This is a genomic window from Pseudomonas sp. PONIH3, assembly GCF_002934345.1.
GTDB lineage: Bacteria > Pseudomonadota > Gammaproteobacteria > Pseudomonadales > Pseudomonadaceae > Aquipseudomonas > Aquipseudomonas soli.
The window spans coordinates 2,524,969-2,546,128 of sequence record NZ_CP026386.1 but is presented as its reverse complement, the minus strand read 5'-3'; the positions used below and the strand labels follow the sequence as shown (position 1 = coordinate 2,546,128).

At 64.4% G+C, this 21,160-nt stretch carries 19 protein-coding genes; 14 read left to right on the top strand and 5 right to left on the bottom strand.

Features of this window, described 5'->3' with window-relative positions; translation table 11 throughout:
* Nucleotides 1–58: 58 nt before the first annotated feature.
* The 4 genes from C3F42_RS11790 to gatC all read right to left on the bottom strand — a co-directional run bounded on the left by C3F42_RS11790 (nucleotide 59) and on the right by gatC (nucleotide 3,749).
* Nucleotides 59–433, bottom strand: a complete 375-nt coding sequence (locus tag C3F42_RS11790) for a septal ring lytic transglycosylase RlpA family protein (RefSeq protein ID WP_031315376.1) — start codon at nucleotides 431–433, stop codon at nucleotides 59–61.
* A gap of 104 nt (nucleotides 434–537) precedes the next feature.
* On the bottom strand, nucleotides 538–1,983 hold the full coding sequence (gatB, locus tag C3F42_RS11785) for an Asp-tRNA(Asn)/Glu-tRNA(Gln) amidotransferase subunit GatB (protein ID WP_094010211.1): 1,446 nt from the start codon (nucleotides 1,981–1,983) through the stop codon (nucleotides 538–540).
* 11 nt (nucleotides 1,984–1,994) lie between these two features.
* Nucleotides 1,995–3,446 carry an Asp-tRNA(Asn)/Glu-tRNA(Gln) amidotransferase subunit GatA gene (gatA, locus tag C3F42_RS11780; RefSeq protein ID WP_104444476.1) on the bottom strand — a complete coding sequence of 484 codons (1,452 nt, stop codon included), beginning with the start codon at nucleotides 3,444–3,446 and terminating at the stop codon, nucleotides 1,995–1,997.
* A gap of 15 nt (nucleotides 3,447–3,461) precedes the next feature.
* Entirely contained in the window at nucleotides 3,462–3,749 is a 288-nt protein-coding gene (gene gatC / locus C3F42_RS11775; protein WP_023631156.1) for an Asp-tRNA(Asn)/Glu-tRNA(Gln) amidotransferase subunit GatC, read from the bottom strand.
* 203 nt (nucleotides 3,750–3,952) lie between these two features.
* On the opposite strand from gatC, the gene mreB reads away from it, so the two are divergent.
* The 8 genes from mreB (at nucleotide 3,953) to tldD (ending at nucleotide 15,023) form a co-directional block, all read left to right on the top strand.
* Nucleotides 3,953–4,990, top strand: a complete 1,038-nt coding sequence (gene mreB, locus C3F42_RS11770; RefSeq protein ID WP_003255163.1) for a rod shape-determining protein MreB — start codon at nucleotides 3,953–3,955, stop codon at nucleotides 4,988–4,990.
* Nucleotides 4,991–5,202: 212 nt separating this feature from the next.
* Nucleotides 5,203–6,192 (top strand): rod shape-determining protein MreC, encoded by a 990-nt coding sequence (gene mreC / locus C3F42_RS11765; RefSeq protein ID WP_232888049.1) that lies wholly within the window; start codon nucleotides 5,203–5,205, stop codon nucleotides 6,190–6,192.
* Entirely contained in the window at nucleotides 6,192–6,680 is a 489-nt protein-coding gene (gene mreD / locus C3F42_RS11760) for a rod shape-determining protein MreD (RefSeq protein ID WP_023630854.1), read from the top strand. The genes mreC and mreD overlap by 1 nt, the downstream gene beginning before the upstream one ends.
* A 29-nt stretch (nucleotides 6,681–6,709) precedes the next feature.
* Nucleotides 6,710–7,309 (top strand): nucleoside triphosphate pyrophosphatase, encoded by a 600-nt coding sequence (locus C3F42_RS11755; RefSeq protein ID WP_104444475.1) that lies wholly within the window; start codon nucleotides 6,710–6,712, stop codon nucleotides 7,307–7,309.
* 54 nt (nucleotides 7,310–7,363) lie between these two features.
* Nucleotides 7,364–8,821 carry a ribonuclease G gene (rng, locus tag C3F42_RS11750; RefSeq protein ID WP_023630855.1) on the top strand — a complete coding sequence of 486 codons (1,458 nt, stop codon included), beginning with the start codon at nucleotides 7,364–7,366 and terminating at the stop codon, nucleotides 8,819–8,821.
* Between the two features lie 88 nt (nucleotides 8,822–8,909).
* Nucleotides 8,910–12,716 carry a YhdP family protein gene (locus C3F42_RS11745; RefSeq protein ID WP_104444474.1) on the top strand — a complete coding sequence of 1,269 codons (3,807 nt, stop codon included), beginning with the start codon at nucleotides 8,910–8,912 and terminating at the stop codon, nucleotides 12,714–12,716.
* A 13-nt stretch (nucleotides 12,717–12,729) separates the two neighbouring features.
* Nucleotides 12,730–13,581, top strand: coding sequence for a carbon-nitrogen hydrolase family protein (locus tag C3F42_RS11740; protein ID WP_104444473.1), 852 nt, complete (start codon nucleotides 12,730–12,732; stop codon nucleotides 13,579–13,581).
* Between the two features lie 2 nt (nucleotides 13,582–13,583).
* Nucleotides 13,584–15,023: a metalloprotease TldD gene (gene tldD / locus C3F42_RS11735; RefSeq protein WP_038707427.1), complete on the top strand. Its 1,440-nt coding sequence runs from the start codon at nucleotides 13,584–13,586 to the stop codon at nucleotides 15,021–15,023.
* A 97-nt stretch (nucleotides 15,024–15,120) separates the two neighbouring features.
* Here tldD and yjgA read toward each other — a convergent pair whose 3' ends face one another.
* Nucleotides 15,121–15,642, bottom strand: a complete 522-nt coding sequence (gene yjgA / locus C3F42_RS11730; protein ID WP_023632090.1) for a ribosome biogenesis factor YjgA — start codon at nucleotides 15,640–15,642, stop codon at nucleotides 15,121–15,123.
* A gap of 109 nt (nucleotides 15,643–15,751) precedes the next feature.
* Between yjgA and pmbA the strand changes: the two genes are divergently transcribed.
* The 6 genes from pmbA to C3F42_RS11700 all read left to right on the top strand — a co-directional run bounded on the left by pmbA (nucleotide 15,752) and on the right by C3F42_RS11700 (nucleotide 21,069).
* The gene (gene pmbA, locus C3F42_RS11725; RefSeq protein ID WP_104444472.1) at nucleotides 15,752–17,098 is read left to right on the top strand and encodes a metalloprotease PmbA; all 1,347 of its coding nucleotides are present in this window, start codon (nucleotides 15,752–15,754) and stop codon (nucleotides 17,096–17,098) included.
* Between the two features lie 195 nt (nucleotides 17,099–17,293).
* Nucleotides 17,294–17,695: a hypothetical protein gene (locus C3F42_RS11720; protein WP_023632765.1), complete on the top strand. Its 402-nt coding sequence runs from the start codon at nucleotides 17,294–17,296 to the stop codon at nucleotides 17,693–17,695.
* A complete protein-coding gene (locus tag C3F42_RS11715) occupies nucleotides 17,688–19,064 on the top strand; it encodes a lyase family protein (protein ID WP_104444471.1) in 1,377 nt (458 codons plus the stop codon). The genes C3F42_RS11720 and C3F42_RS11715 overlap by 8 nt, the downstream gene beginning before the upstream one ends.
* Nucleotides 19,065–19,089: 25 nt before the next feature.
* Nucleotides 19,090–19,551 (top strand): hypothetical protein, encoded by a 462-nt coding sequence (locus C3F42_RS11710; protein WP_094010202.1) that lies wholly within the window; start codon nucleotides 19,090–19,092, stop codon nucleotides 19,549–19,551.
* A 1-nt stretch (nucleotide 19,552) separates the two neighbouring features.
* On the top strand, nucleotides 19,553–20,164 hold the full coding sequence (locus C3F42_RS11705) for a superoxide dismutase (protein WP_023629090.1): 612 nt from the start codon (nucleotides 19,553–19,555) through the stop codon (nucleotides 20,162–20,164).
* A gap of 11 nt (nucleotides 20,165–20,175) precedes the next feature.
* Nucleotides 20,176–21,069, top strand: coding sequence for a ZIP family metal transporter (locus tag C3F42_RS11700; protein ID WP_094010361.1), 894 nt, complete (start codon nucleotides 20,176–20,178; stop codon nucleotides 21,067–21,069).
* Nucleotides 21,070–21,160: the final 91 nt, after the last annotated feature.

Here is a 21,160-nt window from a genome sequence, read left to right as displayed (position 1 = left end):
CAGCAGGCTGAAGGCGGGGAGGGTGGCCAGGTCGAAAATGGCGAGGGCTCCAGTCAGGTCAATCGCTCAGACCTTGTACCCGGACTCGCGCGGTTCCGCTACGGAGCATGTCGATTTTTTCTGCGGCTGCGCGTGAAAGGTCGATCAGCCGGCCGCGGGTGTGCGGGCCACGGTCGTTGATGCGTACCACAACGCTGCGCTGGTTGGCCAGGTTGGTGACCAGCACACGGCTGCCAAAGGGCAGGCTGCGGTGGGCGGCGGTGAGGCCATGCTGGTTGAAGGGCTCGCCGCTGGCAGTGCGTTTGCCATGGTGGCGTGAACCGTAATAGGAGGCGGTGCCGGTTTCGTTGTAACCGCGGGGGTCGATGTCGTGGCTGGCGCAGCCGGCCAGGACGGAGAAGAGGGTGAGGGTGGTGAGGGATCGTTTTAGCAAGTCGGACACTCCGGTGTTGCCGCAGACGATCGCGGGGCAAGCCCGCTCCCACGACAGATCGTGGGAGCGGCGGTGCGCCGATGCGACTTGCACCGCGATTGGGGTCACCCTTCGAGCTTGGCCTTGAGCAATTGGTTCACTTGCCCCGGGTTGGCCTTGCCTTTCGACGCTTTCATCGCCTGGCCGACGAAAAAGCCGAACATCTTGCCGCGCTTGGCTTCATCGGCGGCGCGGTATTGTTCGACCTGTTCGGCGTTGGCGGCGAGCATCTCGTCGAGCATCTTGTCGATCGCGCCGGTATCGGTGACCTGCTTGAGGCCGCGGCTTTCGATGATGCTGTCGGCATCGCCTTCGCCGGCGGCCATGGCCTCGAACACGGTCTTGGCAATCTTGCCGCTGATGGTGTTGTCACGGATGCGCAGCAGCATGCCGCCGAGGTATTCGGCACTGACCGGCGACTGGTCGATCTCGACGCCGAGCTTGTTCAGCAGGCTGCCCAGTTCCACCATCACCCAGTTGGCGGCCAGCTTGGCATCGCCGCCGATCTTCACCACCTGTTCGAAGTAGTCGGCCTGCTCTCGGCTGGAGGCCAGCACGTTGGCGTCATAGGCCGACAGGCCGTACTGGCTCTGGAAGCGCTCGACCTTCTGTGGTGGCAGCTCCGGCAGGGCGGCGCGCACGCTGTCGAGGAAGCCTGGCTCGATGACCACCGGCAGCAGGTCCGGGTCGGGGAAGTAACGGTAGTCGTTGGCTTCCTCCTTGCTGCGCATGGAGCGGGTCTCGTCCTTGTTCGGGTCGTACAGGCGGGTTTCCTGCACCACCTTGCCGCCGTCCTCGATCAGGTCGATCTGGCGCTGGATCTCGCTGTTGATCGCACGTTCGATGAAGCGGAACGAGTTGACGTTCTTGATCTCGCAGCGGGTGCCGAACTCGGTCTGGCCCTTCGGCCGGATCGACACGTTGCAGTCGCAGCGCAGCGAACCTTCGGCCATGTTGCCATCGCAGATGCCCAGGTAGCGCACCAGGGCGTGGATGGCCTTGACGTAGGCCACGGCTTCCTTGGCGCTGCGCATGTCCGGTTCGGAGACGATCTCCAGCAGCGGGGTGCCGGCGCGGTTCAGGTCGATGCCGGTGGCGCCGTTGAAGTCTTCGTGCAGGCTCTTGCCGGCATCTTCTTCAAGGTGCGCGCGGGTCACGCCGATGCGCTTGATGGTGCCGTCTTCCAGGGCGATGTCCAGGTGGCCCTTGCCGACGATCGGCAGGTCCATCTGGCTGATCTGGTAGCCCTTGGGCAGGTCGGGGTAGAAGTAGTTCTTGCGCGCGAACACGTTGCGCGGCCCGATCTCGGCATCGATCGCCAGGCCAAACATGCACGCCATGCGCACGGCCTCCTGGTTGAGCACCGGCAGCACGCCAGGCATCCCCAGGTCGACCAGGCTGGCCTGGGTGTTCGGCTCGGAGCCGAAGGTGGTGGCGCTGCCGGAGAAGATCTTCGACTGGGTGGCGAGCTGGGTATGAATCTCCAGCCCGATCACAACTTCCCATTGCATGTGTGAACTCCTCAGAAGCCGTTGGGGGCGCGGGTGTGCCAGTCGGTGACTTGCTGGTAACGGTGCGCGATGTTGAGCAGGCGGCCTTCCTGGAAGTACGGGGCCAGCAGTTGCACGCCCACCGGCAGGCCGTCGACGAAGCCGGCTGGCATCGACAGGCCCGGCAGGCCGGCCAGGTTGGCGGTGATGGTGTAGACGTCTTCGAGGTAGGCGGCGACCGGATCGCTGCTCTTGGCGCCAAGTTTCCAGGCCGGGTTCGGCGTGGTCGGGCCGAGGATCACGTCGACGTCGGCGAACGCGGCCATGAAGTCGTTCTTGATCAGGCGGCGGATCTGTTGCGCCTTGACGTAGTAGGCGTCGTAGTAGCCGGCCGACAGAGCGTAGGTGCCGACCATGATGCGGCGTTGCACTTCCGCGCCGAAGCCTTCGCCACGGGAGCGTTTGTACAGGTCGGTCAGATCTTTCGGATCTTCACAGCGATGACCGAAGCGCACGCCGTCGAAGCGCGACAGGTTGGAGGAGGCTTCCGCCGGGGCGATCACGTAGTACGCCGGGATGGCATGCTGCATGTTCGGCAGGCTGATTTCCTTGACCACCGCGCCGAGCTTTTCCAGCTCCTTGACGCTGGCCTGAACCAGGTCGGCGATGCGCGGGTCGAGGCCGGCGCCAAAGTATTCCTTCGGCAGGCCGATGCGCAGGCCTTGCAGCGAGGCGTTCAGGTTGGCGCTGAAGTCCGGTACCGGCTCGTCGACCGAGGTAGAGTCCTTGGCGTCGAAGCCGGCCATGTCCTGCAGCAGCAGGGCGCAGTCTTCGGCGGTACGGGCCAGCGGGCCGCCCTGGTCGAGGCTCGAGGCGTAGGCGATCATGCCCCAGCGCGATACGCGGCCATAGGTCGGCTTGAGGCCGGTCAGGTTGGTGAAGGCTGCCGGCTGGCGGATCGAACCACCAGTGTCGGTACCGGTGGTGGCCGGCAGCAGGCGCGCGGCCACGGCGGCGGCCGAGCCGCCGGAGGAACCGCCGGGCACGTGCTCGAGGTTCCACGGGTTCTTCACCGCGCCGTAGTGGCTGGACTCGTTGGCCGAGCCCATGGCGAATTCGTCCATGTTGGTCTTGCCCAGGGTGACCATGCCGGCTTCGGCCAGCTTGGCGACCACGGTGGCGTCGTACGGGGCGGTGAAGCTGTCGAGCATCTTCGAGCCGCAGCTGGTGCGCACGCCGTTGGTGCAGAACAGGTCCTTGTGGGCGATCGGCGCACCGAGCAGCGCGCCGGTCTCACCAGAGGCACGGCGGGCGTCGGCGGCGCGCGCCTGGTCCAGGGCCTGTGCTTGGGTGACGGTGATGAAGCTGTTGAGCTGCGGGTCGAGCTGCTTGATGCGCGACAGCAGGGTACCGGTCAGTTCTTCCGAGGAGAACGACTTGTCGGCGAGACCGCGGGCGATTTCGGCCAGAGTGAGTTGATGCATGGCAGGCGCTATCCCTTAATCGATGACTTTCGGAACCAGGTACAGACCGTTTTCGGTCGACGGGGCGACGGCCTGGTAGCGGTCGCGCTGGTTGCTTTCGGTGACCTGGTCGGGGCGCAGGCGCTGGGTGGCTTCCAGCGGGTGGGCGAGGGGCTCGATGCCAGAGGTGTCGACGGCTTGCATCTGGTCGACCAGCCCGAGAATACTGTTCAAGGCATCGGTGATGCGTGGCAATTCGCCTTCATTCAGGCCCAGGCGGGCCAGATGGGCGATCTTTTCCACGTCGGAGCGTTGAAGCGCCATGGGGATCTCCAGGGAAACGAAAAACGGAATGGGTCCGCAGATGAGGAACATGCCGGCATTCTGGCGGTCAAAGGGCCGCGAACATCGGCAGGCATGCTCGGAAAAACAACCAATTTAACATATTGGCTCCTTGCCCAAAATCCCTGCCATTGTTAGAGTTTGCCGCACTTTTTTACCCACGCTTTCCCCAGGGTCACTTTCCCATGTTCAAGAAACTGCGTGGCATGTTTTCCAGCGATCTGTCCATCGACCTGGGTACTGCCAACACCCTTATCTACGTGCGTGAGCGCGGTATCGTCCTGAATGAGCCCTCGGTTGTTGCCATCCGTACCCACGGCAACCAGAAAAGCGTCGTCGCAGTCGGTACCGAAGCCAAGCGCATGCTGGGCCGCACCCCCGGCAACATTGCTGCCATTCGTCCGATGAAGGACGGCGTGATCGCCGACTTCAGCGTTTGCGAAAAGATGCTGCAGTACTTCATCAACAAGGTGCATGAGAACAGCTTCCTGCAGCCCAGCCCTCGTGTGCTGATCTGCGTGCCGTGCAAGTCGACCCAGGTCGAGCGCCGCGCCATCCGTGAATCGGCCCTCGGTGCCGGTGCCCGTGAAGTATTCCTGATCGAAGAACCCATGGCCGCCGCCATCGGTGCCGGCCTGCCGGTCGAAGAGGCCCGCGGCTCGATGGTCGTCGATATCGGTGGCGGTACCACCGAGATCGCCCTGATCTCGCTCAACGGCGTGGTCTACGCCGAATCCGTGCGCGTCGGCGGCGACCGCTTCGACGAAGCCATCGTCACCTACGTGCGCCGCAACTACGGCAGCCTGATCGGCGAATCCACCGCCGAGCGCATCAAGCAGGAAATCGGTACCGCCTACCCGGGCGGCGAAGTGCGCGAAGTCGACGTCCGTGGCCGCAACCTGGCCGAAGGCGTGCCGCGTGCTTTCACCCTGAATTCCAACGAAGTGCTCGAGGCGCTGCAAGAATCGCTGGCGACCATCGTCCAGGCGGTCAAGAGCGCCCTGGAGCAGTCGCCGCCGGAGCTGGCCTCGGACATCGCCGAGCGCGGCCTGGTGCTGACCGGTGGTGGCGCGCTGCTGCGCGACCTGGACAAGCTGCTAGCCCAGGAAACCGGCCTGCCGGTGATCGTCGCCGAAGACCCGCTGACCTGCGTCGCCCGCGGCGGTGGCCGTGCCCTGGAGATGATGGACAAGCACGCCATGGACCTCCTCTCCAGCGAGTGATCGCTGAAGCAGTAGTGTATGTCCAGGTTTACAGGTGGCACGCACAGTGCTACCTGTAAGCGCTGTGCTGGCGCCCGCCCGGGCGCCTTTTCCGTCAATCCGCAGCAGGCCGGTGCATTGCCCCATGTCCAATGACCTCCTGAGTCGTCCACGAGGAACGGCCCATTAAACCGCTTTTCTCCAAGGGCCCCTCGCTGGGCGTTCGCCTGCTCGTGCTGGTCGTGCTGTCGGTCGCGCTGATGGTGGTCGACTCGCGCTTCGACCTGCTCAAGCCAGTGCGCAGTCAGATGGGCCTGGTGCTGATGGAATCCTACTGGATCACCGATCTGCCGCAGCGCACGTGGCAGGGCGTGGCTGGCCAGTTCGGCAGTCGCACCGAACTGATCGCCGAGAACGAGAAACTCAAGACCGAGGCCCTGCTGCTGCAGGGGCGCCTGCAGAAGCTGGCCGCCTTGACCGAGCAGAACGTGCGCCTGCGTGAGCTGCTCAACTCTTCGGCGCTGGTCAACGAGAAGGTCGAAGTTGCCGAGCTGATAGGTGTCGATCCCAATCCGTTCACCCACCGTATCCTGATCAACAAGGGCGAGCGCGATGGCGTGTTCCTCGGCCAGCCTGTGCTCGATGCCCGTGGCCTGATGGGCCAGGTGGTCGAGCTGATGCCTTACACCTCGCGGGTGCTGCTGCTCACCGACACCACCCACAGCATCCCGGTGCAGGTCAACCGCAACGGCCTGCGCGCCATCGCCAGTGGCACGGGTAACCCGGAGCGCCTGGAGCTGCGCCACGTGGCCGACACCGCCGACATCAAGGAAGGTGACCTGCTGGTCAGCTCCGGCATGGGCCAGCGCTTTCCGGCCGGCTATCCGGTGGCGACGGTCAATGAAGTGATTCATGACTCCGGACAGCCTTTCGCCATTGTCCGTGCCATCCCCACCGCCGCGCTCAACCGCAGTCGCTATATGCTGCTGGTGTTCAGCGACCGGCGCACGCCCGAGGAGCGCGCCACCGAGGCCGCGATCGCTCAGGAAGAAGCTGATCGCCAGGGGGCCAGCCACAACCAGGTGCCGGCCGCGCCAGCTCCCGCGGTACCGGCTGGCGCCCCCCAGCAACCACCTGGTTCGCCCTCCGCGACCCCAGCGCCGGCTGCAGGCACGGCGCCGGCCCAACCGGCCGCCGCGCCCGCCCAACCCCGGAGACAATAATGGCCAGCACCCGTAGCAGAAACGGCTGGGCCATCTGGCTGACCTTCGCCATTGGCCTGTTGCTCAGCGTTTCGCCCATGCCGCAGTTCATGGAAGTGTTCCGGCCGATGTGGCTGGCCCTGTTGCTGGCCTTTTGGACCCTTGCGGTACCGGGCAAGGTCGGTATGACCACCGCGTTCCTGCTGGGTTTGGCCGAGGATGTGCTGTATGGCACCCTGCTCGGCCAGAACGCCCTGATCCTTACCTTGATCACGTTCCTGGTGCTGTCATTGCAGCAGCGCCTGCGCATGTTCCCCATGTGGCAGCAGAGCCTGGTGATCCTGGTGATCTTCGGTATCGCCCAACTGATCCAGCTGTGGCTCAGCGCGCTGACCGGTAATCGCCTGCCGACCCTGGCCCTGGTCTGGTCGGCGGTGATCAGCGCCTTGCTCTGGCCGTGGGTCAGCTTTGCCCTGCGCGGCCTGCGCCATCGTCTGCATATCCACTGACGCGCCGCCACTGACAGGGAGATGTCCACATGACCCAGCTGTACCTGGCCTCCGGCTCGCCACGCCGCCGTGAACTGCTGACCCAGATTGGTGTGCCGTTCACAGTGGTCAGCGCGCCCATCGATGAAACCCCGTTGCCGGGCGAAGCGCCGGCGGCCTACGTCGAGCGCCTGGCCCAGGCAAAGGCGGTTGCGGGCTTCGCCCACACCGATGGCGCAGGGGTGGTACTGGGCGCCGACACCACCGTGGTGCTCGATGGCCAGATCCTTGGCAAGCCGGAGGAACGTGAGCAGGCGTTGGCCATGCTTGGCGACCTTTCCAAGCGCGAACACCAGGTGCTTACCGCCGTTGCGCTGACCGATGGCCAGCGCAGTATCAGCCGCTGCGTCAGCACCACCGTGCGCTTTCGCACCATCTCTTTCGAAGAGGCGCTGCGCTACTGGGACAGCGGCGAACCGCTCGACAAGGCCGGTGGCTATGCGATCCAGGGCTTGGGCGCGGTGTTCGTCAGCGGCATCGAGGGCAGCTACTCGGCCGTGGTCGGGCTGCCCCTGAGTGAAACCGCCGAACTGCTCGAGCAATTCGGCGTGCCATGTTGGCAACTGCAAGAGGGTTCCGCACAGCGCTAGCCAGCCACGCCGCAGCAATCCATCATTACCCCAGACCACTGACGAGAGCGCGCCATGAGTGAAGAGATCCTGATCAACATCACCCCGATGGAATCACGCGTGGCAGTGGTGGAGAACGGAGTCCTGCAGGAGGTGCACGTAGAGCGCACCCAGCGCCGTGGCATCGTCGGTAATATCTACAAAGGCAAGGTGGTGCGGGTGTTGCCGGGCATGCAGGCAGCCTTTGTCGATATCGGCCTGGAGCGGGCCGCGTTCATCCATGCCTCGGAGATTTCCCAGCGCGAAGGGTCTGCGGTGGAGACCATCACCGCACTGGTCCATGAGGGCCAGGCGCTGGTAGTGCAGGTCACCAAGGACCCCATAGGCAGCAAGGGCGCTCGCCTGACCACTCAGCTGTCTATTCCGTCCCGCTACCTGGTTTACATGCCGCGCAGCAGCCATGTCGGTATCTCCCTCAAGATCGAAGATGAAGCCGAGCGTGATCGCCTCAAGCAGGTGGTCACCGACAGCATGGCCCAGGAGGAGATGAAGGACGCCGGTGGCTTCATCCTGCGTACCGCGGCCGAGGGCGCACGTGCCGAGGATATCCTTCAGGACATCCGCTACCTGCGCCGCCTGTGGGAGCAGATCGGCTCGCAGATCAAGACCAGCGGAGCGCCCGTGGTCATCTATGAGGACCTCGGTCTGGCGCTGCGGACCCTGCGTGATCTGGTCAACCCGAAGATCGAGAAGATCCGCATCGACTCGCGGGAGACCTTCCAGAAGACCACCCAGTTCGTGGCCGAGTTGATGCCGGAAATCGCCGATCGCCTGGAGCATTACCCTGGCGAGCGGCCGATTTTCGACCTGTACGGCGTGGAAGACGAGATTCAGCGTGCGCTGGAGCGCAAGGTACCCCTCAAGTCCGGTGGCTATCTGGTGGTAGACCCGGCTGAGGCGATGACCACCATCGACGTCAACACTGGTGCGTTCGTCGGTCATCGCAACCTCGAAGAGACCATCTTCAAGACCAACCTCGAGGCGGCCACCGCGATTGCCCGGCAACTGCGCCTGCGCAACATCGGTGGGATCATCATCATCGACTTCATCGACATGGAGGACGAGGAGCACCAGCGCCAGGTCCTGCGTACCTTGGAGAAGCAGCTCGAGCGTGATCACGCCAAGACCAACATCATCGGCATCACCGAGCTGGGCCTGGTGCAGATGACGCGCAAGCGCACCCGGGAAAGTCTTGAGCAGGTGCTGTGCGAACCATGCGCGGCGTGTCAGGGGCGCGGCAAGCTGAAGACACCGGAGACGATCTGTTACGAAATTTTCCGCGAGATTCTTCGGGAAGCCCGTGCCTACCAGGCCGAGGGCTATCGTGTGCTGGCCAACCAGAAGGTCGTGGACCGCCTGCTCGACGAAGAGTCGGGCAATGTCGCCGAACTTGAAGCTTTCATCGGGCGAACCATCCGCTTCCAGGTGGAGTCCATGTATTCCCAGGAACAATACGATGTGGTGCTGCTCTGACCCTTTCTAACAGCGGTCGCCCCATGGATGGGCTGGCAAAGCGCTATACACCGGCCATAGTTAAGGGACGACTTGGAGGGCCTCGGCCATGGAACGTCTGACCCGCGTTCTGAGCGCCTTGACCCGCTGGGGGCTGGTTATCTGCGCCCTGCTGGCGGTGCTGGTGGCGCTGTATGTCAGCCTCGGTCGGCAACTGGTGCCTCTGGTCGCCGAATACCGTGCAGACGCCGAACTCAAGGCCGAACAGGCCTTGGGCATGCCCGTGCACGTCGGGGCGCTCGAGGGGCGCTGGAGCGGCCTGGCACCGATGCTGCGGGTGCGCGACCTGCAACTGGGCGAGGGGGCCACAGGGTTGCGTCTGGACGACGTCAAGCTGGTGCCTGACCTGTGGGCCAGTCTCAAGGCGCGTGAAGTGCGTCTGGCGCGGATCCAGCTCAGCGGCCTGCAATTGATCCTGCGTGAAAACCAGGAGGGTGTCTGGGCCCTTGAAGGCCTGCCGCAGCAGCAAGATGCTCCGCTTGACCCGGCGCAGGCACTCACGCGTCTGCGCCAACTTGGACGAGTCGATGTCTTCGACAGCCAGGTCACCCTGCATCCATGGCAGCGCGATCCCCTGACCCTTACCTACGTCAGCCTCGGCGTGCAGGCGGGGGCCTCACGCCAAAGCGTTGATCTGCGCGCCACGTTGCCCGACGGCCAGCCCCTGGCGATGAGCCTGAACAGCCGCGCCACAGCCAAGACCTGGCGCGACGGACGTGTACAAGCCTATCTCAGCCTGCCGCAGAGCGACTGGGCGCGTTGGTTGCCGCCGCGATTGCTAGGCCAATGGCAGGCCAGTGCCTTGCGTGCCGGTGGTGAGTTCTGGATCGACTGGAGTCAAGGGCAACTGCAACGGGCGATGGTTCGTCTCAATGCTCCGCAGCTCAAGGGGGCCTATACCGGGCGCAAGGCCATCACCGTGGACAACCTGGCGCTGTCGGCCTGGTTCCAGCGACAGGACCAGGGCTTTGACGTCGCTGTCGACTCTCTGGCCATGACGCTTGGCAAGGCGCGTTGGGAGTCGCACCTGCAACTGGCTCAGCGTCCGGGGCAGGGCCCAGCCGAGGAAAGCTGGCAAGTGCAGGCTGACCGGCTCGACCTGACACCGCTGACGCCGCTGATCGACGCCCTGGCGCCATTGCCGGACAAACTGATGACGGTGGTCGACGCGCTCAAGGTGACGGGTGCCCTGCGCAATGTGCGCCTGGACATCCGCCCCAAGGCCGAAGGTGACCAACGGCTGCAGTTCGCCGCCAATCTGGAAAAGGTCGGCTTCGATGCCTATCACGGCGCGCCTGCTGCCGGTAATGTCACCGGGGCGATCAGCGGTGACCTCGGGCAAGGCGAGCTACGCCTGGATACCCAGGCATTCATGCTGCACCTGTACCCGATTTTCGGCAAACCCTGGCATTACCCTAAAGCCAATGCCCGCCTCACTTGGACCCTGGACAAGGAGGCCTTCACCCTGGTCGCCCCCTATATCAAGGTGCTGGGCGACGAGGGCAAGATTGCCGCGGACTTTCTGATTCGTATCCACCTGCAGCCGGGCCATGAAGACTACATGGACCTGCGGGTAGGCCTCACCGAGGGCGACGGGCGCTACACCGCCAAGTATCTGCCCGAGGTGCTAAGCCCCGCTCTGGACGAATGGCTGCGCAGTGCCATCGTCAAGGGCAGCGTCGACGAGGGCTACTTCCAGTACCAGGGGTCACTGCATCATGATGCACCCCCTCACGCTCGCGATATCAGCCTGTTCTTCAAGGTGCATGACGCGGCGCTGGATTTCCAGCCGGGCTGGCCGCAGGTGCAACAGGTCGATGGCAATGTCTATATCGAAGATACCGGCGTGCGCATCCAGGCTCACAAAGGGTTGCTGCTGGACACCCAGGTCAGCGATGTCAGTGTCGACATCCCTCATGTGGAAGGTGGACAGCCCAGCCACCTGCTTTTGGAGGGTGATTTTGCGGGCAGCCTCGGCGACGGGCTGAAGATCCTCAAGCAAGCGCCTATCGGTACCGAGGAAATATTCGCCGGCTGGGAGGGCGAGGGGCCGCTCAACGGCAAGGTCAAGCTCGATGTTCCTCTGGCTCACGGGCAGCGGCCCAAGGTGCTGGTGGATTTCGCGACTGCCGACGCCATCTTGAAAGTGGCGCCTCCGTCCCTGGAACTGAGCCAGCTGAAGGGCAACTTCAGCTTCGATATCGACAAGGGCCTGAGCGGCAAGGACATCAGCCTGCACGCCTTCGGCAAACCGGTCAGTGCCCAGATCACCGCCGAAGGGCAGGGCCAGATCCAGACCCGGATCAATGCCAGTGGCCAGGTTGCCCTCAAGGCCCTGACCGACTGGTTGCAGTACACGCAGCCACTGCCAGCCTCGGGCGAGCTGCCGTATCAGTTGCAAGTAACACTGGGCAGCCGCGATAACCGCTTGATCGTGAATTCATCACTCAAGGGCCTCGCTATCGACCTGCCGGCGCCGTTTGGCAAAGCTGCCGGGGAGACGCGCGACAGCCGCTTCGGCCTGACCCTGCAGGGCCCCGAACGGCGTATTGATGGCAGCTACGCAGATCTGGCCCGTTTCGCTTATGCCGCTCCTGCGGACAGGCTGGCCCAGGGCCGTGGCGAGCTGTTGTTGGGCACAGGCGAGGCCAGTTTGCCGTCTGGCCAGGGCCTGAGGGTGCGTGGCCGGCTGGAGACACTGGACCTGGCCCCTTGGCAGCAACAGATGGAGCGCCTCGCCGGCAAGGATCCGGGCGGCAGTGCCCGGCAGAACTTGCAGAGCGTTGACCTGAGCATCGGCCAGCTCAAGGCATTCGGCATGGACCTCAACCAGGCAGTGATTCGCCTGCTGCGTGGCGGCCCAGCCTGGGACCTGCGCGTGGACAGCAGGGAGGTCATCGGCAACGCGCGTATTCCCGATGCCAAGACCGCGCCAATGTCCATCCGCCTGCAGAGCCTGCGCCTGCCGCCGGCCGACCCTAACGAAGCCCAGGCTGAGAATGCGCCTGACCCCCTGGCTGATGTCGATCCGCGCAAGGTGCCCGCGCTGGATCTGACCATCGACAAACTGTACCGCGGCGACGACCTGTTTGGCAGCGCTACGCTGAAGCTGCGCCAGGGAGCCCGGGGCATGCTGATGAGCGACATCGACCTGGACCTCAAGGGGCTGCATATCGACGGCACTGGTGGCTGGGAAGGCGAGCCGGGCAGTAGTTCGAGCTGGTACAAGGGGCGCATCGACGGCAAGGATCTCGGCGATGTCCTCAAGGCCTGGGGTTTCGCCCCTACGGTCACCAGCCGCGATTTCCGCATGGATGTGGATGGCCGCTGGCCAGGCTCGCCGGCCTGGGTAAGCCTCAATCGGTACTCCGGCAGCCTCGACGCTGCCCTGCGCAGCGGCCAGTTCGTGGAGGTCGAGGGCAGCGCCCAGGCTTTGCGGGTGTTCGGTCTGCTCAACTTCAATTCGATTGGCCGACGCCTGCGTCTGGACTTCTCCGACCTTTTCAGCAAAGGGCTGGCCTATGATCGGGTCAAAGGCTTGCTGGTAGCCAGCGAGGGGGTCTACGTGACGCGCAAGCCGATCACCGTCACCGGGCCCTCGAGCAACTTCGAGCTTGATGGCACCATGGATTTTGTCCGGGACCGGGTCGATGCCAACCTGCTGGTGACATTGCCTGTGACCAACAATCTTCCGCTCGCCGCATTGATTGTCGGCGCACCGGCGGTGGGTGGCGCGCTGTTCCTCGTTGATCGCCTGATCGGTGATCGGGTGGCGCGCTTCGCCAGCGTGCACTATCGCGTCGAAGGACCGGTCAAAGAGCCTAAAATCACCTTTGTGAAACCCTTTGATAAATAACCCAGGGGTGGTCATGACGTCAGCAGTGATCCAGATGGTCAGCCAGGACGATGTGCTGGCCAACCTGCAACGTGCCACGGTGCTGATCGAGCAGGCTGCCGCTGGTGGCGCGCGGCTGGCGGTGCTCCCGGAAAACTTCGCCGCCATGGGCCGGCGTGACGCCGCGGTCATTGGTCGGGCCGAGGCGCTGGGTGAGGGGCCGATCCTGCCATGGTTGAAACGCACCGCCCGCGACCACAGGTTATGGATAGTCGCGGGTACCTTGCCGTTGCCGCCGGCCGGTCAGCCTGAGGCCAAGGCTCATGCCTGCTCGCTGTTGATCGACGAGGATGGCGAGATCGCCGCTCGCTACGACAAGCTGCACCTGTTCGATGTGGACGTGGCCGATAACCGTGGCCGCTACCGCGAGTCGGACGATTATGCCCACGGCAGCCGGGTAGTGGTGGCCGACACACCGGTGGGCCGCCTGGGCCTGTCGGTGTGCTACGACCTGCGCTTCCCCGAGCTGTACAGCGCTTTGCGCGCCGCTGGGGCCGAACTGATCAGCGCGCCAGCGGCGTTCACCGCGGTGACCGGCGCCGCGCACTGGGAAGTGCTGATTCGCGCACGGGCCATCGAGACCCAGTGCTATGTACTGGCGGCCGCCCAGGGCGGCGTACATCCGGGGCCGCGGGAAACCCACGGCCAGGCGGCGATCGTTGATCCCTGGGGGCGGATCGTCGCGCAACAGGCGCGAGGCGAGGCGGTGTTGCTTGCCACGCGCGATATCGAAGAACAGGCGTCCATTCGGGCGCGCATGCCGGTTACAACACACCGGCGCTTTTTCTCGCAGGACGCCTTGCGGCCTGCGCATACCTCGGAGTGACTATGAGCCAGATGTTATCCACCGTCAGTGAGCAGCTCCTGGCCCCGGGCGGGTTGACCCTCGACAGCCTGCAGACGGTGCTGGGCGAGTTGGCCGGTCCCGGCATTGATGCCGCCGACCTGTATTTCCAGGGCCAGATCTCGGAAACTTGGGCACTGGAGGACGGTATCGTCAAAGAAGGCAGCTTCAACCTCGACCAGGGCGTTGGCGTGCGTGCCCAGTCCGGCGAGAAGACCGGGTTTGCCTATAGCAATGCGATCAACCTTGAAGCCCTGACGTCGGCGGCGCGTGCCGCCCGCTCGATCTCCCGCGCCGGGCAGAACGGCACTGTGCAAGCCTTCCGCAGCCAGGACGTGACCGCCCTGTACGCGCCTGACAACCCCCTGGATGTACTGACCCGCGCCGAGAAGGTCGAGCTGCTCAAGCGCGTCGATGCCGCCACCCGTGCCCTCGACCCGCGCATCCAGCAGGTCAGCGTGAGCATGGCTGGGGTGTGGGAGCGCATCCTGGTGGCTGCCGCCGATGGCAGCCTGGCCGCCGACGTGCGTCCTCTGGTGCGTTTCAACGTCAGCGTGATCGTCGAGCACAACGGACGTCGCGAACGTGGTGGGCAGGGCGGCGGTGGGCGCACCGACTATCGCTATTTCAGTGAAGAGCGGGTGATGGGCTACGCCCGTGAGGCGCTGCGCCAGGCGCTGGTCAACCTCGAGGCGATTCCTGCTCCGGCCGGCACGTTGCCGGTGGTGCTCGGCCCAGGTTGGTCCGGGGTGCTGCTGCACGAGGCGGTCGGCCACGGCCTGGAAGGCGACTTCAACCGTAAGGGCAGTTCGGCGTTCAGCGGTCGCATCGGTGAAAAGGTGGCTTCAAGCCTGTGCACTATCGTCGACGACGGCACGCTAGAAGGCCGTCGCGGCTCGCTCAGCGTCGATGACGAAGGCACGCCAACCGAGTGCACCACGCTGATCGAGAACGGCATCCTCAAGGGCTACATGCAGGACAAGCTCAATGCCCGCCTGATGGGCATGGCGGTAACTGGCAATGGCCGGCGCGAATCCTACGCGCACCTGCCGATGCCACGCATGACCAACACCTACATGCGTGCCGGGGACAGCGACCCGCAGGAGATCATCGCCTCGGTGAAGAAGGGAATCTACTGCGCCAACCTTGGCGGTGGCCAGGTGGACATCACCAGCGGCAAGTTCGTGTTCTCCACCAGTGAGGCCTATCTGATCGAGGACGGCAAGATCACCGCGCCAGTAAAAGGCGCGACCTTGATCGGCAATGGTCCGGAAGCGATGCGCGGTGTGTCGATGGTCGGCAACGACCTGGCGCTGGACAGCGGCGTGGGCACGTGCGGCAAGGATGGGCAGTCGGTGCCGGTGGGCGTTGGCCAGCCGACCCTGAAGCTGGATGCGATCACCGTCGGTGGTACCGGTGGGTGATGTTCAATCGCGGAGCAAGTCGCACGGCGCACCGCCGCCCCCACGGTTTCGAGCGTGGGGACGGTGGTGCGCCGATGCGACTTGCCCCGCGATGGCCTCAGCGCAAGCCGCGCTGGGTTTCGTCGAGGTCGCGGATGTACTTGAACACTTTACGCGCTGCCGCTGGCGGCTTGTTCCGCGCCTTTTCATGCTGGGCATGACGGATCAGCGAGCGCAGATGCTGGCGATCGGTGTCGGGGAACTCGTTGACGAAGCGCTCGAGGTCTTCGTCGTTACCGTCGATCAGGCGATCGCGCCAGCGCTCGAGACCGTGGAAACGCTCGTTGTACTGGCGGCTGGAGCTGTCGATCTGCTCGAGCACGGCATGGATGGCGTCCAGATCCTGTACGCGCATCAGCTTGCCGACGAACGACATGTGGCGCTTGCGAGCGCCGTGGGCGGTGTGCTTGCTGGCCTCGTCCAGCGCCTTGCGCAGCTCGTCGGTCAATGGCAGGCGAGCCAGGGTGTCGGCCTTGAGAGTGGTGAGGCGCTCACCAAGCTCGACCAGCGCATGCAGCTCGCGCTTGATCTGGGTTTTGCTTTTTTCGCCATCGAAGGCGTCGTCGTAAGAATCAACCATGGGGGCCGTCCGCAAGAAATCGCCGCCATGATAACCAGTCGGGGGCCGCTTGTCCGGCCCGGTCGTAGAATGACCCAAGCCGTACGCAGAATTTTCAGTGGAGAAAACCATGAGTGCAGTCCAGAGCGTAGGCCCCAAGGACCTGCCGGCGTTGCAGGAGCAGGTCGAGGCGATTGTCGCCGAGGCGCGCCGCCAGGGCGCCAGCGCCTGCGAAGTGGCGGTGTCGCTGGAGCAAGGGCTGTCCACCACGGTGCGCCAGCGCGAAGTCGAGACGGTCGAGTTCAATCGCGACCAGGGGTTCGGCATCACCCTTTACGTAGGCCAGCGCAAGGGTTCGGCCAGCACTTCGGCCAGCGGCCCTGAGGCGATCCGCGAAACGGTTGCCGCTGCGCTGGCAATCGCGAAACATACCTCCGAGGACACTTGCTCGGGGCTGGCCGATGCCGCGTTGATGGCCCGTGAGATCCCCGACCTGGACCTCTACCATGACTGGGACATCGAACCGGAGAAAGCCATCGAGATGGCGCTGGCCTGCGAGGCGGCGGCGTTCGATGCCGACAAGCGCATCAGCAACGCCGACGGCACCACGCTCAATACCCATCAGGGTGTGCGGGTGTACGGCAACAGCCATGGTTTTATCGGTGGCTACGCCTCGACCCGTCACAGCCTGAGCTGCGTGATGATCGCCGAAGTCGATGGGCAGATGCAGCGTGACTATTGGTACGACGTCAATCGCCAAGGCCAGTTGCTGGCCGACCCGCGTAGCATCGGCTTGCGTGCCGCGCAGCGCGCGGCAAGCCGCCTGGGTGCCCGTCCGGTACCTACCTGCGAGGTGCCGGTGCTGTTCTCGGCCGAGCTCGCCGGCGGCCTGTTCGGCAGCTTCCTGTCGGCAATTTCCGGCGGCAACCTGTACCGCAAGTCGTCGTTCCTCGAGGGTACCCTTGGCCAGCGCCTGTTCCCCACCTGGCTGACCCTCGACGAGCGGCCACACATCCCGCGTGCGCTGGGCAGTGCAGCGTTCGATGGCGATGGCCTGGCCACTTACGCCAAGCCGTTCGTCGACAAAGGCGAGCTGGTGTCGTACATCCTGGGCACCTATTCGGGGCGCAAGCTGGGTTTGCCGAGCACCGCCAACTCAGGTGGCGTGCACAATCTGTTCGTCACCCACGGCGTCGAGGACCAGGCCGCACTGATCCGGCGCATGGGCCGTGGCCTGCTGGTAACCGAGCTGATGGGCCATGGGCTGAACATGGTGACCGGCGACTACTCGCGGGGTGCGGCTGGCTTCTGGGTGGAAAACGGCGAAATCCAGCACGCCGTGCAAGAAGTGACCATTGCCGGCAACATGAAGGACATGTTCCAGCAGATCGTCGCCATTGGCAGCGATATCGAGACGCGTAGCAATATCCACAGCGGCTCGGTGCTGATCGAGCGCATGACGGTCGCGGGTAGCTGACAGCGCGGCGGGTGGGAGCGGGTTTGCCCCGCGATAGGCCATTGCAGCTATCGCGGGGCAAGCCCACTCACACGCATCAGCATTTTCCGTGACGAACGACCCGGCCATCGCGCCGGGTTTATTTTGCCTATTGTCTAGCTTGAACTGATTCTATTTATCACTTAATAATGAATATCATTATCCAGTAACTCGGCGATGATGTTCATGAAAACCGTCCTCCACGAACTGCCCTACCTGGAAAACTGGCGCTGGCTCAGCCGGCGCATCCGTTGCGCGCTGGAACCCGACGAGCCACGCCTGATCGAGCACTACCTCGCCGAAGGCCGCTATCTGGTGTGCTGCACCGAGACCTCGCCGTGGTCGGTGGCCTTGACCGCCTTGCGTCTGCTGCTAGATACCGCCAACGATCGCATGCTGCCCTGGCACTGGCGCTGCCTGTGCCTGGACCAGGCCTGGCGTCCGCTGCTCGACCTGCGCAATCTCGACCGCCTCGAACAGAACCAGCGTTGGCAGCCCTACGCGATGCAGCTCGCCAATTGCGTGCTGCTGCCGTCGATTTCTCCCGAAGAACTGATGCAAGGACTTGAAGATGAGTGATACCCGTATCGAGCGCGACAGCATGGGTGAACTGCAGGTGCCGGCCCAGGCCCTGTACGGTGCCCAGACCCAGCGCGCGGTCGACAACTTCCCGGTCAGCGGCAAGCCGATGCCGACCCAGTTCATCCGTGCCTTGCTGCTGGCCAAAGCCGCAGCGGCCAAGGCCAACGTCGAGCTGGAACAGCTCAGCGCAGGGCAGGGCGCGGCCATCGTCAAGGCGGTGGAACAGCTGCTGGCCGAGGATTTCATCCAGCACTTCCCGGTGGACGTCTTCCAGACCGGCTCCGGCACCAGCTCGAACATGAACGCCAACGAGGTCATCGCGACCCTGGCCAGCCATGTGCTGGGCGAGCCGGTCAATGCCAATGACCACGTCAATTGTGGCCAGAGCAGCAACGACATCATCCCCACCACCATTCACGTCAGCGCCGCCCTGGCCCTTCACGAACAGCTGCTGCCGGCCTTGCGCCACCTCACCCAGGTGATCGAGGCCAAGGCAGTCGAGGTGCACAAGCACGTGAAGACTGGCCGCACCCATTTGATGGACGCGATGCCGGTACGCATGAGCCAGGTGCTTGGTGGCTGGGCCGCCCAGATCAAGGGTGCCCAGGCGCATATCGAAGCCACGCTGCCGAGCCTGCAGGCACTGGCCCAGGGCGGCACTGCCGTGGGCACCGGGATCAATGCCCACCCGCAGTTCGCCGCAGGCTTTGCCCGCCAGTTGAGCGGCCTGACCCAGGTCGAGTTCACCCCTGGCGAGAACCTGTTTGCCCTGATCGGCTCCCAGGACACCGCCGTGGCGCTGTCGGGCCAGCTCAAGACGGCTGCCGTGGCGCTGATGAAGATCGCCAACGACCTGCGCTGGATGAACTCCGGCCCGCTCGCCGGCCTTGGTGAAATCGAGCTGCAGGGCCTGCAACCAGGCTCTTCGATCATGCCGGGCAAGGTCAACCCGGTGATCCCGGAGGCCACCGCCATGGTCGCCGCCCAGGTGATCGGCAACGACGCGACCATCGCCGTGGCCGGCCAGTCGGGCAACTTCGAGCTCAACGTGATGTTGCCGGTAATCGCCCGCAACCTGCTGGAGAGCATCGAGCTGATGGCCAACGTCAGCCGTTTGCTGGCCGACAAGGCGATTGCCAGCTTCAAGGTCAACGAGGCCAAGCTCAAGGAGGCGCTGTCGCGCAACCCGATCCTGGTCACCGCGCTGAATCCGATCATCGGCTACCTGAAGGCCGCCGAGATCGCCAAGACCGCCTACAAGCAAGGGCTTCCGATCATCGATGTGGCACTGGAGCACACCGACCTGTCGCGGGACCAGCTCGAAGCACTGCTGGACCCGGAAAAACTTACCGCCGGCGGCATCTGAACCCGGGCCACCCAGGAGGCACGTCATGCAGCATTGGAAACGCACCACTCAAGATGCAAACCGCCTGTTCGAGCTGGGCGAGCTGGTCGACGCCCGGGAGCACTACCTGCAAGCACTGGCCTTGGCCCAGGTGCTGTTCGAGCGCTGGCATGACGTCGACGAGGCGGTGGCTGCACTGGTCATCGCCCACCACAACCTGGCCGACCTGCACCTGCGCCTGAACCAGCCGCACGAAAGCGCCGACTACCTGTGCGCGGCGCACCAGCGGCTGCTCCAGGCCAGCCAGGATCCGCGCCTGCCCCAGGCCCTGCGCGACGCGGCCTTGCGCCACAGCGGGCGTACCTACACCGAACTGCTGAGTTTCATCGCCGAGTATGGCCAATACCCGCGTACCGAGCGCCTGCTTAACCGCCAGGCGCCCGCGGCCAGCGAGCTGGTTGCGCTCGCGGACATCACGGATCGCAAACCTGCCTACGGAGTCCATTGACATGCCACATACCTTGCCTGCGTTGCCCTACGCCTACGATGCGCTGGAACCGCACATCGACACCCAGACTATGGAGATCCACCACAGCAAGCACCATCAGACCTACATCAACAACCTCAACGCCGCCATCGAGGGCTCCGAATGGGCCGAATGGCCGGTGGAGCGACTGGTGGGCGCAGTCAAGCAACTGCCCGAGAAACTGCAAGGGGCGGTGGTCAACCAGGGCGGTGGCCATGCCAACCACACGTTGTTCTGGTCCGTCATGTCGCCCAAGGGCGGTGGCCAACCCGAGGGTCAGGTAGCCAAGGCCATTGACCAGCAGCTTGGTGGTTTCGAGGCGTTCAAGGAGGCCTTCACCAAGGCAGCGCTGACCCGGTTCGGCAGTGGCTGGGCCTGGCTCAGCGTGACCCCGCAGAAAACCCTGGTTGTGGAGAGCAGCGGTAACCAGGACAGCCCGCTGATGCACGGCAACACGCCGATCCTCGGCTTGGATGTCTGGGAGCACGCCTATTACCTGAAGTACCAGAACCGCCGTCCTGAGTACATTGGCGCTTTCTACAACGTGGTCGACTGGACCGAAGTGGAACGCCGCTACCTTGAAGCCCTGAAGTGAGTCTGACCGGTATGCGCTCCGAGGTGATGTCTGTCAGCAGTGTGCGCCTGTTCCGCCTGGCGCTTGGGACCGTGCTGTTGCTGGTCGGCACCGCATTGCTGGTGTCACGTGGCATCGCCTGGCTGGACCTGCAACCGCGCATGTTGCGAGCCCTGGAGGGCGGAGCCCTGTGCGCATTGGGGACGGCCTTGGGCGCAGTGCCGGTGTTGGTAATCCGCAACATGCCAGTGGCCGTGGCCGACACCTTGCTCGGTTTTGGGGCCGGGGTGATGTTGGCGGCCACCGCGTTCTCGCTGATCATTCCCGGGCTGGATGCGGCCCAGGCCATTGGCTTCAGCCCATGGGGCGCCGGTGGTGTGATCAGTGGCGGCCTGCTGTTCGGCGCACTGTGCCTGTTTCTGGTCGATCTGAAGGTTTCAGGCGCCTCACCGGAGGCTTTGGTCGGCAGCGATCAGCAACCGGTGATTGCTGCCAGGATCTGGCTGTTCGTCATTGCCATCATTGCCCACAACATCCCCGAAGGCATGGCCATCGGGGTTTCCGCCGGTGGCGGAATGCCTGATGCCGATAGCCTGGCCATGGGCATCGCGCTGCAGGATGTGCCGGAGGGCCTGGTGATCGCGCTGGTGCTGGCAGGGGCGGGCATGCCGCGCTTCAAGGCGTTCCTGATCGGTGCGGCATCGGGGCTGGTCGAGCCGCTGGCCGCGGTGATCTGTGCCTGGCTGGTGAACATCGCCGAACTGTTGCTGCCGCTGGGCCTGGCCTGTGCGGCGGGGGCGATGCTGCTGGTGGTGACCCAGGAGATCATTCCAGAGTCACGCAGCAACGGGCATCACCGCCTGGCGAGCCTGGGGTTGTGTGTCGGGTTCTGTCTGATGATGGTGATGGACACGGCGATGTCCTGACGCCGCAGTTCAGAAACTGCTGGAGCCAGCCTTGCTGGCGAAGCAGTCATCGCAGTATTGGCGTGGGAGCGGGCTTGCCCCGCGATGCATC

Coding starts and splice junctions, on each gene's coding strand:
- rng (WP_023630855.1), top strand. CDS start 7,364: ATGAGTGAAGAGATCCTGATCAACATCACCCCGATGGAATCACGCGTG.
- yjgA (WP_023632090.1), bottom strand. CDS start 15,642: ATGGTTGATTCTTACGACGACGCCTTCGATGGCGAAAAAAGCAAAACC.
- C3F42_RS11710 (WP_094010202.1), top strand. CDS start 19,090: ATGCAGCATTGGAAACGCACCACTCAAGATGCAAACCGCCTGTTCGAG.
- mreD (WP_023630854.1), top strand. CDS start 6,192: ATGGCCAGCACCCGTAGCAGAAACGGCTGGGCCATCTGGCTGACCTTC.
- tldD (WP_038707427.1), top strand. CDS start 13,584: ATGAGCCAGATGTTATCCACCGTCAGTGAGCAGCTCCTGGCCCCGGGC.
- gatA (WP_104444476.1), bottom strand. CDS start 3,446: ATGCATCAACTCACTCTGGCCGAAATCGCCCGCGGTCTCGCCGACAAG.
- C3F42_RS11705 (WP_023629090.1), top strand. CDS start 19,553: ATGCCACATACCTTGCCTGCGTTGCCCTACGCCTACGATGCGCTGGAA.
- C3F42_RS11700 (WP_094010361.1), top strand. CDS start 20,176: ATGCGCTCCGAGGTGATGTCTGTCAGCAGTGTGCGCCTGTTCCGCCTG.
- C3F42_RS11740 (WP_104444473.1), top strand. CDS start 12,730: ATGACGTCAGCAGTGATCCAGATGGTCAGCCAGGACGATGTGCTGGCC.
- gatC (WP_023631156.1), bottom strand. CDS start 3,749: ATGGCGCTTCAACGCTCCGACGTGGAAAAGATCGCCCATCTGGCCCGC.
- C3F42_RS11755 (WP_104444475.1), top strand. CDS start 6,710: ATGACCCAGCTGTACCTGGCCTCCGGCTCGCCACGCCGCCGTGAACTG.
- pmbA (WP_104444472.1), top strand. CDS start 15,752: ATGAGTGCAGTCCAGAGCGTAGGCCCCAAGGACCTGCCGGCGTTGCAG.
- mreB (WP_003255163.1), top strand. CDS start 3,953: ATGTTCAAGAAACTGCGTGGCATGTTTTCCAGCGATCTGTCCATCGAC.
- C3F42_RS11715 (WP_104444471.1), top strand. CDS start 17,688: ATGAGTGATACCCGTATCGAGCGCGACAGCATGGGTGAACTGCAGGTG.
- gatB (WP_094010211.1), bottom strand. CDS start 1,983: ATGCAATGGGAAGTTGTGATCGGGCTGGAGATTCATACCCAGCTCGCC.
- C3F42_RS11745 (WP_104444474.1), top strand. CDS start 8,910: ATGGAACGTCTGACCCGCGTTCTGAGCGCCTTGACCCGCTGGGGGCTG.
- C3F42_RS11720 (WP_023632765.1), top strand. CDS start 17,294: ATGATGTTCATGAAAACCGTCCTCCACGAACTGCCCTACCTGGAAAAC.